The organism is uncultured Mailhella sp. (assembly GCF_944324615.1).
Lineage (GTDB): Bacteria > Desulfobacterota > Desulfovibrionia > Desulfovibrionales > Desulfovibrionaceae > Mailhella.
Map to the genome: position 1 here is coordinate 47,346 of NZ_CALUWY010000003.1, position 16,076 is coordinate 63,421.

General features: G+C 57.5%; 9 protein-coding genes and 2 pseudogenes. 10 read left to right on the forward strand and 1 reads right to left on the reverse strand.

Annotated elements, in window-relative coordinates; genetic code table 11:
- The first annotated feature begins 146 nt into the window (after positions 1-146).
- From Q0K07_RS01440 to Q0K07_RS01470, 7 genes and pseudogenes are all read left to right on the forward strand, one after another.
- Positions 147-2,564, forward strand: a complete 2,418-nt coding sequence (locus Q0K07_RS01440) for a type I secretion system permease/ATPase (RefSeq protein ID WP_294555435.1) — start codon at positions 147-149, stop codon at positions 2,562-2,564.
- Positions 2,565-2,624: 60 nt separating this feature from the next.
- Positions 2,625-4,121: an HlyD family type I secretion periplasmic adaptor subunit gene (locus Q0K07_RS01445; RefSeq protein WP_294555437.1), complete on the forward strand. Its 1,497-nt coding sequence runs from the start codon at positions 2,625-2,627 to the stop codon at positions 4,119-4,121.
- Between the two features lie 709 nt (positions 4,122-4,830).
- Entirely contained in the window at positions 4,831-6,195 is a 1,365-nt protein-coding gene (locus Q0K07_RS01450) for a TolC family outer membrane protein (protein WP_294555440.1), read from the forward strand.
- A gap of 122 nt (positions 6,196-6,317) precedes the next feature.
- A complete protein-coding gene (locus tag Q0K07_RS01455; RefSeq protein WP_294555443.1) occupies positions 6,318-6,974 on the forward strand; it encodes a transglutaminase-like cysteine peptidase in 657 nt (218 codons plus the stop codon).
- 66 nt (positions 6,975-7,040) lie between these two features.
- Positions 7,041-9,104 carry an HD domain-containing phosphohydrolase gene (locus tag Q0K07_RS01460; protein WP_294555445.1) on the forward strand — a complete coding sequence of 688 codons (2,064 nt, stop codon included), beginning with the start codon at positions 7,041-7,043 and terminating at the stop codon, positions 9,102-9,104.
- Positions 9,105-9,308: 204 nt separating this feature from the next.
- Positions 9,309-9,822 (forward strand): annotated as a pseudogene (gene tnpA / locus Q0K07_RS01465) (IS200/IS605 family transposase).
- A 275-nt stretch (positions 9,823-10,097) separates the two neighbouring features.
- A pseudogene (locus tag Q0K07_RS01470) lies at positions 10,098-10,343 on the forward strand (transposase); the annotation flags it as partial.
- A gap of 194 nt (positions 10,344-10,537) precedes the next feature.
- On the opposite strand, the gene Q0K07_RS01475 reads toward Q0K07_RS01470, so the two are convergent.
- Positions 10,538-11,464, reverse strand: coding sequence for a GGDEF domain-containing protein (locus tag Q0K07_RS01475; RefSeq protein ID WP_294555448.1), 927 nt, complete (start codon positions 11,462-11,464; stop codon positions 10,538-10,540).
- A 491-nt stretch (positions 11,465-11,955) separates the two neighbouring features.
- Here Q0K07_RS01475 and Q0K07_RS01480 point away from each other — a divergent pair, with 491 nt between their 5' ends.
- The 3 genes from Q0K07_RS01480 to Q0K07_RS01490 all read left to right on the forward strand — a co-directional run bounded on the left by Q0K07_RS01480 (position 11,956) and on the right by Q0K07_RS01490 (position 16,076).
- Positions 11,956-13,050 (forward strand): HD domain-containing phosphohydrolase, encoded by a 1,095-nt coding sequence (locus Q0K07_RS01480; protein WP_294555452.1) that lies wholly within the window; start codon positions 11,956-11,958, stop codon positions 13,048-13,050.
- A gap of 3 nt (positions 13,051-13,053) precedes the next feature.
- Positions 13,054-13,413 (forward strand): Hpt domain-containing protein, encoded by a 360-nt coding sequence (locus Q0K07_RS01485; RefSeq protein ID WP_294555454.1) that lies wholly within the window; start codon positions 13,054-13,056, stop codon positions 13,411-13,413.
- Between the two features lie 149 nt (positions 13,414-13,562).
- Positions 13,563-16,076 carry a hybrid sensor histidine kinase/response regulator gene (locus Q0K07_RS01490; protein WP_294555456.1) on the forward strand — a complete coding sequence of 838 codons (2,514 nt, stop codon included), beginning with the start codon at positions 13,563-13,565 and terminating at the stop codon, positions 16,074-16,076.

The following is a 16,076-nucleotide window of genomic DNA, read 5'->3' on the forward strand; positions in this document are numbered from 1 at the left end:
GTCCGGCGGCCGTTCCTGGGGAAGCTCAGGCGGAAGGACTGCGGACTTTTTGTCTTCCATGGGCTGCCGTCCATTGACACCCTTTGCCCGCCCTTATTAAAAACAGCTTCGGGCATGCCCGTGAGGGCAGCCTGAAGAGGTGCATCATGAGTGAATCCCCCACGTCTGTTTCCACCGCTGCGGCGATGGCTCCGCTTTCTCCTTCGGAAGTGGATTTCATGCCCGCTCTTTTACGCAGCCTTTCCGTTCTCATACGTCTGAAGGGCAGGCATGTTTCCCCGCAGTTTTTGCTGGCGGGGCTTTCCGGTTCCGAAAAAATAAGCGCCGGGGCCTGCCTGCGCGCCGCAGAAAGGGCGGGGCTGAAGGGGAGGGTGATGTGCCGTCCGAAGCTCGACGATATTTCTCCGCTCACGTTTCCCTGCATTCTGCTTTTAAAGGGCGACTCCTCCTGTGTGCTCACGAAGCTGGACAAGGAAAACGCCACCGTCATCCTGCCGGAACTGGGGGATGAGGAGCAGACCATGTCCCGTGCTGTTCTGGAGGAACAGTATTCCGGCTACGCCGTGTTCGGCGCGCTGGAAAGCCGGGCCGACGCCCGCACGGAGCCCGTGCGCCGCAAGGAAAGCAAACGCTGGTTCTGGGATGTGCTGCGCTTTTACATGCCCATTTACCGGCATGTGGCCCTTGCCAGCGTGGTGGTGAACACCATTGCCGTGGTCAGTTCCCTCTTTGTGATGAACGTGTACGACAGGGTTATTCCCAACAGCGCCTATGAAACGCTCTGGGTGCTCGCCGCAGGCGTGACGCTTGCCTATGTGTTCGATTTTCTTCTGCGCACCATGCGCAGCCATTTTGTGGATCTCGCGGGTCGCAACGCCGATGTGGTGCTTTCCAGCAAGCTCATCGACAAGGTGCTCTCCATGCGCATGGACGCCAAGCCCGAATCCACGGGTGCGCTGGTGAACAACCTGCGGGAGTTTGAGTCGCTGCGCGAGTTCTTCAGCTCCACCACCTTCCTTGCATGCATCGACATTCCCTTCCTTGTGCTGTTTTTCGTGCTGCTTGCCTTCATCGGCGGGCCGCTTGTGGCGCTTCCCCTTGTGGCCATGCCCGTGCTGCTCGGCGTGGGCGTCTATCTGCAGATGGCCGCGCGCAGAAGTGCGGAAAAAAGCTACCGCCACAACATGCAGAAAAACGCCCTGCTGGTGGAAATGGTGAACGGCCTGGAAACCGTGAAGGGCTGCATGGCCGAAAGCCGCATGCAGCGCCTGTGGGAAGCTGTGGCCGGTATTTCCGCCCAGTCCTCCAATGAGGCGCGTAAATACAGTTCCCGGGCCGTGAGCTTCGCCACCTTCACCACGCAGATGGTCACGGTGGGCATGGTCATCTGGGGCGTGTACCGCATAGGCGCGGGCGAAATGAGCATGGGCGGGCTCATAGGCTGCAACATCCTTGTGGGCCGCATCATGGCTCCGCTGCTTCAGCTCGCCTCGCTCCTGACCAGACTCCAGAATTCCCGCGTGTCGCTCAAGGCGCTGGACATGCTCATGGAACTTCCTTCGGAAAATCAGGATCAGTCCGCCTGCATGGATTTCGGCTCCCTTTCCGGTGAGTTCGTCATGGACAACGTGACCTTCACCTACCCCGGGGCGCAGACGCCCGCTCTCAACGGCGTAAGCCTGCGTATACGTCCGGGCGAAAAGGTGGGTATCATCGGCAGAATGGGGTCGGGAAAAAGCTCCCTGGGCAAGCTGCTCATCGGGCTGTATCAGCCGGGCGAAGGCTCGGTTTCCTTTGGCGGGGTGGACATACGTCAGCTCGCTACGGCCGATCTGCGCAGCCGTGTGGGCTTTCTGCCGCAGGAGGTCATTCTTTTTTACGGCACGGTGCGCGACAATATCGCCCTGGGCGACCCCACCATCAACGACCATCTCATTCTGCGGGCTTCCGCCATTTCCGGGGTGGCCGACATGGTGAAACGTCATCCTTCTGGGTATGGCGCGCAGGTGGGCGAACAGGGCCGCAACCTTTCCGGCGGGCAGAGGCAGGCCGTGGGCCTTGCGCGCGCTCTGGTGCGCGACCCCGACGTGCTCATTCTTGACGAACCCACCAGCAATATGGACGTGGATTCCGAACGCCTCGTCCAGCAGCGCCTTGCCCCCATACTGGGCGATAAAACGCTTATCCTCATCACGCACAGGCTCAGCATGCTGCGTATCGTGGACAGGCTCATCGTCATGGAAGCGGGCAAGGTGCTCATGGACGGCCCGCGTGATGCCGTGCTTGCGAAGCTTCAGGAAGGGCGATCCGCACGCCGTGCCCGGTCTGGAGAGACGAAGGACCCGCGGGAAGGCGGACCTTCCGCGGCTGCAGAGGTTCGGAAGGAAAAAGCGGCTCAGCCGGAAAAGGCCGACAGCGTCGCGCAGGGCAGGCTGTCGCGGAATATTTCCCTGAAGCCCGGGCCTGTAAAGGTCGCTGCTGTGCGACAGGGCGCGGCGGAAACATGTCCTTCCCTGGACAAGACAGGACAGAGCACGCCCGGAAACGGGAAAAACGCAGGATAGCGGCCGGGCGCGGAGATGATCGACGCCGTATGAGACCATGCCGTAAAGGAAAATTTTTCCATGGATGAAGAAATAAAGAACACGCCTGCCAGAGGCTCGGACGTTCCCCCGGAATCCGGGGCTGTTCCCGGCCAGGCTCCCGCACAGCCGCGGCCCGCACGGAGCCTTTTTGAGCCGGCTTCCCTTTCAAGCAGGCTGCTTCCCGAAGATCTGCCCTATGCGGCCGAGGTGGAAGCCGCCCTGGCCCGTCGTCCCACCAGAAAGGCCCGGTGGCTTTCTGTCGGGGTATTTCTGTTTTTCGCCTCGTTCATTGTCTGGGCGGGGTTTGCCACGCTCGATGAAGTCACCCGCGCGGAAGGGCAGGTGGTGCCCTCTTCCCGTACGCAGATCATTCAGAACCTTGAGGGCGGTATTTTGAGCGGGGTGGACGTGCATGAAGGTCAGATTGTGGAAAAAGGCGACGTGCTCGCCCGCCTGAACAATGAAATGGCGGAAAGCAACCTGCGCGACATGCTCTACAAGGCCATGGAAAACCTCATCGCCATACGGCGCCTGCGCGCTTCCGTATCCGGTACTCCCCTGGAATGGCCGGAAGATCTGCGCTCATGGCTGGAACGGGGTACGGGCTATCCCCTTACCGAAGATCAGCTGGAACAGGGGCGCAGGCTCACCAGAGTGCAGCAGGAAACCTATGCCGTGTACGAACGCCAGCGGGAATCCGAGCTCAATGTGCTTATGGCGCAGGCCGAGCAGCGCCGCCAGGAAGTGAAGGAGCAGCTTTCCCGCAAGGAACAGCTGACCAGGAGTCTTTCGCTGATACGTCAGCAGCTCAACATTGCCGAGCCTCTGCTGCAGCGGCGCAGCTATTCGCGCGTGCAGTACCTGGAACTTCAGGAACGCGCGGTGCAGGCTCAGGGGGAAATCGACACGCTCACCGTGTCCATTCCCCGCACGGAGGCGGCGGCCAGCGAGGCGGAACACCGCATGAATCTGCGCAAGGCGGAACTTGACGCCGTCATCATGGAGGAAATCAACAAGCGCAGTCTGGAACTCGCTTCCCTGCGCGAAGGGCTTTCCGCCGGGAGCGACCGCGTGACCAGAACGGAACTTCGTTCTCCGGTGCGCGGCTCCGTGAAGCAGATTTATATCAACACCGTGGGCGGCGTGGTCAAACCCGGCGAACCCATCATGGAAATCGTGCCTCTGGACGATACGCTTCTGGTGGAAGCCAGAGTGCGCCCGGCGGACGTGGCCTTCCTGCACCCGGGGCAGAAGGCCATGGTCAAGGTCTCGGCCTATGATTATTCCATTTACGGCGGTCTGGACGGCGTGCTGGAACAGATAAGCGCCGACACCATAGAGGACAAGAAAGGCGAGTTCTACTATCTGGTGAAGGTGCGCACCCCGAAAACCGCCATCGTGTACCACGGGGAGGAACTGCCCATCATGCCCGGCATGATGACCACCGTGGATATCATGACGGGCAAGAAAACCGTGCTGGATTACCTGCTCAAGCCCATTCTCAAGGCCAAGCAGAACGCTCTGAGGGAAAAGTAACGGAAAGGAGGCTTCCGTTTCATCCCGTTCCCGGCCCGCAGAAGAATCCGGGGCGCATTGTGACATGGAATGCCGCCCCTTCTGGAAAGAAAAATAATCCGGTATGTTCTGAAGCAAAGCATGACAGGCAAGTTTCAGACAAAGAAAGAGAGCGTTTCGGGCAGGAAACTTGACCCGTTCTGAAAAGAAAGATACGCTGTAAAAGCAGAGCGGCCATCAGAAAAAAAGTCGGCCGGGGCATGGTGTCGGCCTGATATTCAGGCGGAAAAAATTAACTACTGTATGGCGTGTAAAGGAATAAAAGATGTGCATTTTTCTGTGCATAAAAATTTTTTGTAAATATTTTCTGATATACAATACTTGTAAGGAATACAGGCTTCTGTATTGATAATGGACTTCATGTAAAATAAGAGAAAACACGTTCAGAATAAGGAAGGGAAAAGACGGAAATGCTATTCCGCGCATGAAAGTGGAAAAAAATCTTGACGGTGATATGAGAAAAATATATATAATAGTATACAAATTTTATAAGTGTTTCTGAGGAGATGGAAAAATCGCAGCTTTGTCTGCGCCGCAGGGCGCAGTGTTTTTCCCGGTTTTGCGTCTGGTATGAGTTCATATTTCGTGCATGTTTCCTGCCGATGTGTCTCCCCCCCGGGGGGGGAAATTCTGGGGAGAAAGCATTGCGAACAAACCGATCGGAGGATGTATGAAACCTTTGTTCACCGTTTTTGTTTCCGGCTGTCTCGGCGTCATGCTCTGCGTCCCTGCGCTGGCGGCAGGAGATGCACCCACTTCCCTGAAGCAGTCCATTGAGTCCATGCTGAACACCAACAATTCCCTGAAGGCCATTCAGGAAAACCGCAGCGCGGTCGGCCATGAGGTCGACAGGGCGAAGGCCGGTTACGGTCCCAGAGTTGATCTTACGGCGAGGGGCGGCTTCGGCAAGCTTACCGACAGCACGACCCGTTCCTACGGCTATAATGATGTGGCGCCCTATTCCTCCGCTTCGCTTCTGGTGACCCAGCCTCTGTGGGACGGCTGGCTGACCCGCGGCCGCGTGCGCGAGGCCGAGGCCACCTACCGTTCGCTGGATCATCGTGTGCTGGACAACGCCAATACGCTGGCGCTTGACGCCATCATCGCCCATGTGGACGTGCTGCGCCGTCAGCAGATCTATAAACTCGCCCAGGACAACGTGGCGAGCCATGAGGACATTCTTGCCAAGGCCCGCGCCCGCGAAGCGCAGGGCGTGGACACCATGGCCGACGTTTCCCAGGCGCAGAGCCGTCTTTCCCGCGCCCGTTCCACCCTTACCGAAGCCCGCGCCTCCCTGCGCATAGGTGAAGACACCTATACCCGCCTCACCGGCCGTTCCGCCATGAATCTCGGCCCGGTGAACATGCCTGCCAAGATGTTCAAGAATGCCGATGAAGTGCTCAAGGCCGCCCAGAAGGGTAACCCCAAGGTTGCCGCGTATCTGGAAGACGTGAAGGCCGCCAGAGCCGTCAGGGAACAGGTGCAGTCCGCCTACAGCCCTTCCCTCAGCCTTGAAGCCGGGCCTTCCTACTCCGACCGCGACGGCAAGAGCGAACTGTGGACCGCGGAATTCGGCGTAGCCGCCGTGGTGCGCTGGAATCTGTTCAACAGCGGCGCCGACGTGGCGGAAAGCAAGGCCGCCGCGGCCCGCATCCGTCAGAGCCGCCAGGTGCTTTACGACTACATGGACGATCTGAAGCTCAACGTGGAAGAAAGCTGGACGCAGCTTCTTTCCGCCCAGAAGCAGCTTGAGCATTACCGCGAAGCCATCGAGTACAACAAGACCACGCGCAGCGCCTACGAAGAGCAGTTCGTGCTCGGCGAACGCAGCCTGCTCGACGTGCTGGATGCGGAAAACGAACTGTTCAACTCCTCCACGCAGGCCGCCACGGCTCTGGGCAACACCCTCATCGCCGCCTACCGTATGAAGGCCCTTGCCGGTGATCTTCTGCCCAGCCTGGGCATCAAGACCGACATGCTCAAGGTGACTCCTCACGACAGCGAGCCTCTCGATCAGATCACCATGCCGGAATAAGAGCGTACAAGAGCCGGAGGATCTCCTCCGGCTTTTCTGACCCGGCTCTGGAAAGTATCCTTTACAGGGCCGGGTTCGGACATTAATCTTCCGGCAGAAGAAAAGGGGGATGTGGAGTACCCATGGGGATTCTGGCGCACATGGCACATGTCGGGCGTATGCTTGCGCTTTTGCTGTGCGTGACCTGTACACTGGCGTATGTTCCGTTCCTCGCCTCCTCCGCACAGGCCAGGCCGCGCCTGTTCGGAACGGTGGAATTTCAAATGGAGCTGAAAAAGCAGAAGAACTGGCTTTCCGCTATAGAAAGAAACCGGAAGAAACCGATTTTTTTCGACGAGAACCGTTTCAACTCCTCCACGCTCTGGAAGGATCTGAGACAAAAGGCGGAAGGCAGACCCTTCCGGGAAAAGCTTGATATCGTCAACAGGTTCTGGAACAGGTGGCCCTACCGTACCGACCAGGAAGTGTACAGAAAGCAGGACTACTGGGCCGCTCCCTATGAATTTCTGAGCAAGTCCGGCGACTGCGAGGATTACTGCATCGTCAAGTACTATACGCTCAAGGAACTCGGCGTGCCGGTGGACGACATGCGCATCGTGGTGGTGCGGGAAACCATCCGCAACATAGGCCATGCCATACTTGCCGTGTACCAGGGCGATGATATTTATATTCTGGACAATCTTTCCGATTCCGTGCGGCCGGCGCAGAGAGTGCGCAACTACGCGCCGCAGTTTTCGGTGAACGAGAAATACCGCTGGGTTCATGTAAAGCCGCGCTAGCGCAGGTACCGACGCGGACCCGGCGAAGAGAGAAGACGTTTTCCGCAGAGAGGATGGAGGAGACCTATGAACAGCCCGAAACAGGCCGGATATTCCGGTTTTTCCAAAAAATCGGCTATTCTGGCCGCGCTTTGTCTTGTGCTTGTTTCAGGGGGGGTAGCCCTGTTCTTCTGTTTTTCCCAGCTGGAAAACAGGCGGCTTGAGCTGCTGGAACGCTATGAGCAGAACGTGTCCTCCTGGCTGGATGATGCCGTCCGGGCCATCGATATATGGAATACGGACATGCAGAAGCTCAGGCTGCGCGTGAGCGCTTCAGAAACGTACCGGCTTTTCTCCTCCGACCTCTTTGGGCTGGATAAAGCCGTGGCGGGCAGCATCAACAACGCCGATCACGGCATCAGCTTTTCCGGCAGCGCGGCCGTGCTTTCCGAGGAAGTGCCCGCCATCCGCAGAATACTGCTTGAATTCATGAATTATAACGGCCTGCTGGATGCGCGCCTCGTCAACCGCGAAGGTCAGACCATTCTTTCCGCGCTGAGCACGCCTTCTCCGCTTTCCGCCGCTCAGGCCCGGGCCGCCGTGCAGGCCATGGAAACGGGAAAAACCGCGTTTCTGCCCGTGAGGGCCTGTCCCAACGGTCTGGCGCTGGATGTGTTTGAACCTGTGTCCGACCTGGAAAATCCCGAAAAGCGCGTGGCCGTGTTCATGTCCACCACGCCGGTGCTTGCCAAGGTGTCGCAGTTCACCGCGCGCCCCAAGCAGAACGACCTTTCGGTTTCCTACATCATGCAGCGCAACGGCGATGCCTGGGAATTGCTGCATGTGCCCGCGCCCGTGGCGCTGGCCGCGGATTCGGCGCGTCAGTTCACCGAGTCCGGCGGTTCGCTTCCCTTTGCCCTGCGCAGGAGCGTGTCGCAGGACAGTATGGTGTATTCCATGTCCGTGTTCATTCCCGGGCTGGACTGGAGCATCATTCATGAAACGCCCGTAGCCGCCGTGGACAGGCTGCTTTTCCGGGCCGAACTTCCCGTCTATGTGGGCGGCGTGCTCGGCTGGCTGAGCTTCATACTGCTCTGCGGACTGCTGTGGTGGATGGGACTCGGCCGTCAGCAGCGGGCCGTGACGGCCGAACTGCAGCGCCTCAATCAGCTCGTTTCCCGCCAGAAGGAACTTCTGGACAGCGTGAACACTTCTCTGGACATCGGCCTGTTCATGGCCGACGTGAAGGGGCAGATCCATATCTGCAACCCCGCATTTGCCTCCATTATCGGCAGACAGGTGCAGGACGTGGAAGAGCAGATGCTCTTTTCCTGCTTCCCCGTGGATACGGCTTCGGAACTTCTCGACCGCATCCGCCAGGTGGCCATCAACAACCGGGATCAGGGCTGTGAAGTGTATTTGGAGCATGACGGAGAAAAGCGCCTGTACCGTGTGACGCTCTTCCCCTTCCTTGATTCCAGCGAAAGCCGCATGCGCGAAAGCATGCGCGGCGCCGTGGTCAGTATGAAGGACATCACGGAATTCCGGCGGCGCAGCGACCGCATGCGTCAGCAGCAGAGGAGCCTTATCGAGGCCTTCACCCGCGCCGAGGAAAGCGTCGATCCCTACCTTGCCGGGCATTCGCACCGCATGGCCAGGCTGGGCGAGCTGGTGGCGAAGAGCATGGGCCTTTCCGAAGACGGCAGAAATACCGTGGTCATGGGCGCCATGCTTTCCCAGGTGGGCAAGCTCTTCATTCCCCGAGAACTTCTGACCAAGAAGGGCAGGCTTACGCCTGAGGAACTGGAGGAAGTGCGCAAGGTTCCGGAACATGCCTGCAACCTTCTGGAAAATATCGACTTTGATCTGCCCATCGCCAGGGCGCTTCATGAAATGTACGAGAACATGGACGGTTCGGGTTATCCGCGCCATCTTGCCGGAGAGGACATCCTGCCCGAAGCCCGCGTGCTTTCCGTGCTCAACGCCTTCTGCGCCATGGTGAGTTCCCGTTCCTACCGTGAGGGCATGAGCTGGGAAAAGGCCATTGCCGCTCTGGAAGGCAGCCCCAGCTTCGACCAGAACGTGGTGGCGCACCTGAAGAAGGTGCTGGAAACGCCGGAAGGGCTGTATGCGGCCCACTCTGGAAACTGAGAAAGGAACGCCCCCCTGCCGTCCGCCGGACGGCAGGGGCACGGGATGAGAAAGGCCTTCAGGCAGTTGAGGGAGCGGAAGCGACCGAAACAGAAAAACACCCGCTCAGCGGGTGGAGGCCAAAACGGTTATACCTGAAAAAACACCTTTTCGACAAGACGGAGTTGTCCAGGCTCCCGTCCCCATCGAAAAGGTGTTTTTTTTATGGCGAAAGAACAACATCTGGCGCATACGAAACGGCCGTGCAGGTACCATATGGTCTTCACCCCGAAGTACAGGAGAAACGTGATTTACGGGCAATACCGTGAGGAGACAGGAAAAATCATACGACAGCTTTTGTCGTTGCAAGGGAAGGGAAATGATGGAGGGATATAGGATGATGGACCATGTGCATATGCCTGTCATGATACCGCCAAAGCATGCGCTGTCGTCGGTTACGGGGTATATCAAGGGTAAAAGTTCCCTGATGATTGTTGATGAATGTTCCCGGCGGAAATACCGGTATGGCAACCGGAGATTCCGGAGCGTGGGATATGACGTCGGCACAGCAGGTTTGAACGAAGCAAGAATCAGGAAATAGATACGGGAGCAGGATGGAGAAGATATCATGCCAGATAAGAGAACGGTCAGGGAATATACGGATCCGTTCCGTACGAAGCAGGGAAAGCTCCTTGAGGAGCAGGCTGCGGGTCAAAGGACATGGGGCTTGAACTGTTGAAAAAGAGAGGGCGCCGACCAGAGAAGTTCAAGCCGGAGCCCTTAATGCGTGGGTAAGCAACAAGCCCTTGCAGGGCTGAACAAGCCGCCTGTTTTACGGGTGGTCCTGACTAAAAGCCCCCCCCGCCGGGCTGGGGGTTCCCGAAAACGTATAGTTATGCATAAGTGATAACCACTCCTTTTGATTTGCTGAGAAAGAGGTGCGGTCCGGCAACTGTGCCCATAAGCACATCAAAAAGGTCACCATGGGAGACACAGAGAAGTTGGCGCATACGAAAGATACGTGTATCGGCGTTTGTGGGACAGGTGAAAGGAAAGAGCAGCCTGATGATATAGGAACAGTTCGGTGAGCTGAAGTTCACCTGTCGTCATCGGGAGTTCTGGCGCCGTGGTGACCATGTCGACACGGCAGGCAGGAATAAGGCAAAGATGGCCGGATACATCAGGCATCAACCGGCCGGGGACAAACGCGGAGACCGGTTGAGCATCCCATACGCCGGAAGCCCGTTGACGGGCCGCCGGCAACAGAAATGCAGATGTCAGATCGTAGATGCGCCTGTTAGGGCGCGGCTGGTAAGAAAGCCTTACAGGTGCATAAGAGGAAGCACCGGCTATGCCGGTGGGGTCCCATTTGTCTTTGATGAGCGGCTGGACGCCGTGCCGCATGCGGCGGAAAGGTCCTTTTCCGGCTTCATGCGGCTTTCGGGCGGGGCGTGTCAGTCTGCGGTGATGATGCGGTTGCGCCCCGTGCTTTTGCCTTCGTACATGCGTTTGTCGGCCAGTATGAACATGGCGCTCCACACGTCGAAATCGTCCTTCACGCTTTGCAGCGTTTCACTCATGCAGGCGCAGCCTATGGTGAAGGAAAAGGGTATGGTGCGCCCGTCGTCCATGACGACGTTTTTCCGCATGGAGGCGTCGAGCTTTCTCAGCCGCTCGCAGAAAGCCTCATAGCTGTCCGCCATGGCGGTGATGACGAATTCGTCGCCCCCGTAGCGGGTGAGGAAGCTGTGATGCTGCGTGTCGAAGTACTTCAGCCAGAACAGGCAGCAGCTCCGCAACACCTCGTCGCCGATGGCATGACCGTATTTGTCGTTGATGTGCTTGAAGTTGTCCATATCGAGCAGGGCGATGCACAGTTCCTTGCCCACGTTTTTCGCTTCCTGCACATAGAGATGAAAGTTGTTGTTCAGGTAATGGCGGCTGTAGCATTGCGTCAGCGGGTCGCGCAGAAGGCGGGCGTTCTCTTCCTGCAGACGCCATATTTCACCAAGAACGCGCTCTTCATGGTTCAGGCTGGGCATACCCGTGATTTCAGCAATCATTTCCAGCGAATAGTCCTTGCCGTTCAGGCGGACGCACTTGGCGAAAACGATAAAGGGGCGCCCGTCGAGGGATTCGATCTTCGCGCCGGGAGTACGGGAACGCGAAACCTCGCGGGAAAGGCAGTAATCACAGCAGGATGAACGCTTCCATGTACGGAAGCAGGCCTCTTTAAAAGAGATACTGTCGCCTTCAATATGGCAGGTACGACAGTCCTCCGGTGACACAAGACGCACCAGCGTGAAGGTCTGCCGGAGAACATCCATTTCTTCCAGAAGCTTACGGACAGTATATTGATATTTTAAAGAATGCTCCTGCATCGCATGCCTTCCTTGCGGTATTTGAAACATTCTGAGGCGGTCTATTTAATATCACCACGAAAATATAAAAGTCAAGTTACAGGTAAATATGATTCATGTCTGATGAAAGAAGAGTATTTTGTGAATATGTGTTGAAATTATATTTCAAAATTATGTGTCTGCGCAAGTGTGATGTATACAAGCCCTTCCGGGGGAAGATGCCGGCATCATGTATCATTGTCTTTTGACGGGGAACGAGGAAAAGAACAGGGATTTTTTTATCATCAGAAGGTGTTTTCTTTTTGTTAAAGGGGAGGCGGGCGTCTTTTTCCCGGAGAATCGATGTTTTTCCCGCAGGGAGGCCGGGGAAACAGATGTGCGGGGAAAGGGGATTTTTTCACAGCCGGAAAGCGGCGGTTCTTCGCACATGACAAATCGCCGCGCAAAGGATATAAAGGTGAAAGACCATTTCGGCCGGAGGCGGACGTTCCGGCCGGGGGAGGAGAGAGAGCATGTTTCCGTTTCCCCAGCAGGAACAGCAGACCGGCACACTTCTGATCGTTGATGACAACGACATCAACCGCGCACTTCTGGAGCATATTTTTTCTTCCTTCTATCCTGCGGAGCAGGCGGAAAACGGCAGGGTGGGGCTGGATGCCATACTGGCCGCGCCCGAGAAGTACTGTGCCGTGCTTCTGGATGTGGTGATGCCGGAAATGGACGGCATCGAGGTGCTCAGGCGCATGCAGGCGGAAGGACTCACCGGGAAGATTCCCGCTTTTCTCATTACCGGGGAGGCAAGCGACGCCGTCACGCGGGAGGCCTACGAGCTGGGCGTGATGGACGTGATCAGCAAGCCCGTGGTGCCCTATGTGGTGCAGCGGCGGGTGAATTCCGTGGTAGAACTTTTCCGGGCGAGAAAGATTCTGGGCAACAAGGTGGAAGAGCAGCAGTCGGAACTGCTGCTTCAGGCGCAGAAGATCATCCGGCTCAATGAGGGGATGATAGAATCGCTGTCCACGGCCATCGAATTCCGCAACGGGGAATCGGGCGAGCATGTCCGCCGCATACACGACATCACGCGTTTTCTGCTCCTTCATACCGACCTCGGCAACGGCCTGAACTCCGCAGACATAGAGCACATTGCCCTTGCCTCCATCATGCACGACGTGGGCAAGATCGCCATTCCCGATTCCATACTGAACAAACCCGGCAGGCTCACGCCGGAGGAATTTGAAGTCATCAAGACCCATACCACCCAGGGCGCGGAACTGTTGAAGAAGATTCCGCAACTGCGCGAACATGAGTCCTACAGGTACGCCTACGACATCGCCCGCCACCACCATGAGCGCTGGGACGGCCGGGGCTATCCCGACGGGCTCAAGGGTGACGAGATTTCCATCTGGGCGCAGATCGTCTCTTTGGCGGACGTGTACGACGCCCTGGTGAGCAAGCGTTGTTACAAGGGCGCCTTCAGCCGTGCCGAAGCTCTGAAGATGATTCGTGAACACCAGTGCGGGGTGTTCAATCCGCTGCTGCTGGACCGTTTCTTCGCCGTGGAAGAGAAACTGGCCCAGCTGTATATCCACAGCCCGAAGGAGGACTGAGACATGGACGCACAGGTGAAGGAAACGCTTGCGGCCGGAGGCATTGATGTGGACGGCATGCTGGAGCGCTGCATGGGGAGCGAGGCCATCATGGGAAAGCTTCTGAAGAAGTTCCCGGCGGACACGACCTATGTCGCACTGGAAAGGGCCTTCGAGGCCCAGGATGCACAGGCCGCGCTGGAAGCTTCGCATACGCTCAAGGGCGTGTGCGGCAATCTTTCCCTTTCGGCGCTGTATGAGCTTATGAACCTGCAGGTGCAGGCCCTGCGCGAGGGCGACATGCAGGGCGCGGGCGACATGATGCCCGATATCTCCCTGGCGTACGCCGCGGCCGTGCAGGCCATAGAAAAAAGTTTCAGCTGAGAAGGGCCGTACGCAGAACGGACCTTTCAGGGCGTGCAGTCCGGCCTCGGACAGGAAGGGGAACCTTCTCTTTGCCTGAGGTTGTTCCGCAGGCGCGCTTTTTTCCCTTTGCGTACCTTGTGGCGGGCCTTCAACCCAGAGGAAAAGATATGCGCTTCAGGTCGTTCCCGGTGGGGATATATTTCAACATGCTGCTTTTTCTCGCGGTGGTTCTGCTGAGCGGCGGCGGCATGTACATGTTCCGCGACATTCTGCTGCGCAATGCCAGAAGTACGGGCATGACGCTGGCCGGCAACTATGCGGCCGAGGAGCAGAGCCGCCTTACCGCCTTCAGCACGCTGCTGGCCTTCGGAGCGGCCTCTGTGGACAAGCGGCTTCAGGAAGGGGACATCCCCTTCATGGCGGAAGGTCTGGCCATGTTCTTCGACCGGGTGCAGACCGTGGTCGGGGAAGACAGAGTCACACCTTACATCATCGTCAACGGCATGACCATCGACCGGGAAGGCCGGATCAAGGACCTTCCCGAGTCTCTGGCCCGGGAGCGCGAATGGTACAGACTGGCCATGGCGCACCCCGAAGAAACCGTATTCACCAATCTTTATGTGGATGTGGTGACGGGGGAACCCGTCATCACCGTGGCCCGCCGGTGCAGAACCTCCGACGCGGTGATTTTCTTCGATATCTTTTCCCAGAACTTCAGCTTCAAGGCCCTGCCTGAAATCATGACGCACAGGGATTCCTTTTTCCTCTGCGACGGCAACGGAGCCATACTCTACAGCCATACGGCGCTTTCCGCGGATGATGATGTTGTACAGGACTATGTGACGAACCTTTTCCACAAGGTGAAGGCCGGTGATTTTGATGATTACCGGGCGCACATCATTGATCTGGACGGGGAAAAGCGCGCGGTGTACTATGCGAGACTCTTCAACGGCTGGTACACCATCTTCACCATGCCTTATGCGGAAATTCTGCAGAAAGCGGATGTTCTTTTCTACTTTCTGGCCGCCTTTTCGGGGATATTCTTCCTTTTTCTCGCCGTGTATTCCTGGCGCTTCGTGCGGACGAACGCGCTGGTGGAGAGCACCAACGAAACCGTGCGCGTGCTCGGCAATTCCTATTACGCCCTGTACCGCGTGGACTTCGGCAGCAACAGCTATGAAATGATCAAGGGCTCCGACTATGTTCGGCGCAGACTGCCGGAGGCGGGGGATTACGACGGCCTTCTGCAGGTGATCACGGAAGTCATAGAGCCGGAGGCCCGGGAGGAATTCATGCGCAATTTTTCCGCCGGGAGCATCCGTTCCCTTGTGGCGCGCCGGGTGCGGGATTTCGGCGGCGACTTCCGGCGGCTCTTCGGCGAGGAATACCGCTGGGTCAGCGTGCATGTGCTGTTCGACGAATCCCTTTCTCCCGAAGAGGCGGTCATCTGTTTCCGCGAAGTGGAGCAGGAAAAGCAGCGTCAGCTTCAGGAACGCAGACTCCTTCAGGAATCGCTGGAGAACTCCCAGCAGAGCGAAAAGGCGAAGCAGGCCTTCTTCAGCAATATGTCCCACGACATGCGCACGCCCATCAACGCCATCATCGGCATGTCCGACCTCGCAAGAAAGTTTCTGGATGACAGGGACAAGGTCAGAAGCTGCCTCGACAGAATCAATTTTTCCAGTCTTCAGCTCAAGAACCTCATCGACGACGTGCTCAACATGTCGCGCATGGAGCAGGGCAAGTTTGCCCTGAACAACCGTGAACTGGATCTGGAAAAGTGCGTCCGCGACTGCCTCGACGCCTACGCCGTGCAGGCGGAGATGGAGCACAAGACGCTGCGCGTGCAGCTTGATGTGAAGAATACCCATGTGGTGGGCGATTCCGTGCGCATCGTGCAGCTTCTGAACAATCTTGTCTCCAACGCCTTCAAGTTCACCTCTGCCGATGATGTGATTACCGTTTCCGTAACGCAGGTGGAAAAGCGGGAATCCGAGGATTTCGCCAAGTATGTGTTCGTGGTGTCCGATACCGGCACCGGCATATCGAAGGAGTTTCTCCCGCATCTGTTCGAGCCCTACACGAGGGAAACCCGTTTTTCCGCCAGGAACGTGGCCGGAACGGGACTCGGCATGTCCATCACCAAGAGTCTGGTGGAACACATGAACGGAGAAATCCGTGTGGAAAGCACCCTCGGAACTGGCAGTACCTTCACCGTGGTTCTGCCCTTTGCCGCGGCCCGAAAGACGGGTGAGTCCGCTGCGGCGGAACAGGGACCCGACATGGAAGTGCTGAAGGGAAGGCATATCCTGCTTGCCGAAGACAACATGGTGAACATGGAACTTGCCGTGGAAATGCTTTCCATGAACGGCATGGAGGTTTCCCAGGCATGGAACGGCCGCGAGGCCGTGGAGCTTTTCGCCGCTTCCGAACCCTTTTTTTTCCATGCCGTGCTCATGGATATGCAGATGCCGGAAATGGACGGCTGCGAGGCCGCAAGGCGCATCCGCGCCATGAACCGGCCTGATGCCGGGAGAGTGCCCATCATTGCGGTGACGGCCAACGCCTTTGCCGAGGACATCGTTTCCACCAAGGCCGCAGGCATGGATGTGCATGTCTCAAAACCAATTGATTTTAAATATCTTTTTCAGGTATTGGAAAAATTCTTGAAGAAGGATTGA

Excerpts from the sequence above, each read along its gene's own strand:
- Q0K07_RS01460 (WP_294555445.1), top strand. The coding sequence starts at position 7,041 with ATGAACAGCCCGAAACAGGCCGGATATTCCGGTTTTTCCAAAAAATCG.
- Q0K07_RS01475 (WP_294555448.1), bottom strand. The coding sequence starts at position 11,464 with ATGCAGGAGCATTCTTTAAAATATCAATATACTGTCCGTAAGCTTCTG.
- Q0K07_RS01485 (WP_294555454.1), top strand. The coding sequence starts at position 13,054 with ATGGACGCACAGGTGAAGGAAACGCTTGCGGCCGGAGGCATTGATGTG.
- Q0K07_RS01450 (WP_294555440.1), top strand. The coding sequence starts at position 4,831 with ATGAAACCTTTGTTCACCGTTTTTGTTTCCGGCTGTCTCGGCGTCATG.
- Q0K07_RS01455 (WP_294555443.1), top strand. The coding sequence starts at position 6,318 with ATGGGGATTCTGGCGCACATGGCACATGTCGGGCGTATGCTTGCGCTT.
- Q0K07_RS01490 (WP_294555456.1), top strand. The coding sequence starts at position 13,563 with ATGCGCTTCAGGTCGTTCCCGGTGGGGATATATTTCAACATGCTGCTT.
- Q0K07_RS01480 (WP_294555452.1), top strand. The coding sequence starts at position 11,956 with ATGTTTCCGTTTCCCCAGCAGGAACAGCAGACCGGCACACTTCTGATC.
- Q0K07_RS01445 (WP_294555437.1), top strand. The coding sequence starts at position 2,625 with ATGGATGAAGAAATAAAGAACACGCCTGCCAGAGGCTCGGACGTTCCC.
- Q0K07_RS01440 (WP_294555435.1), top strand. The coding sequence starts at position 147 with ATGAGTGAATCCCCCACGTCTGTTTCCACCGCTGCGGCGATGGCTCCG.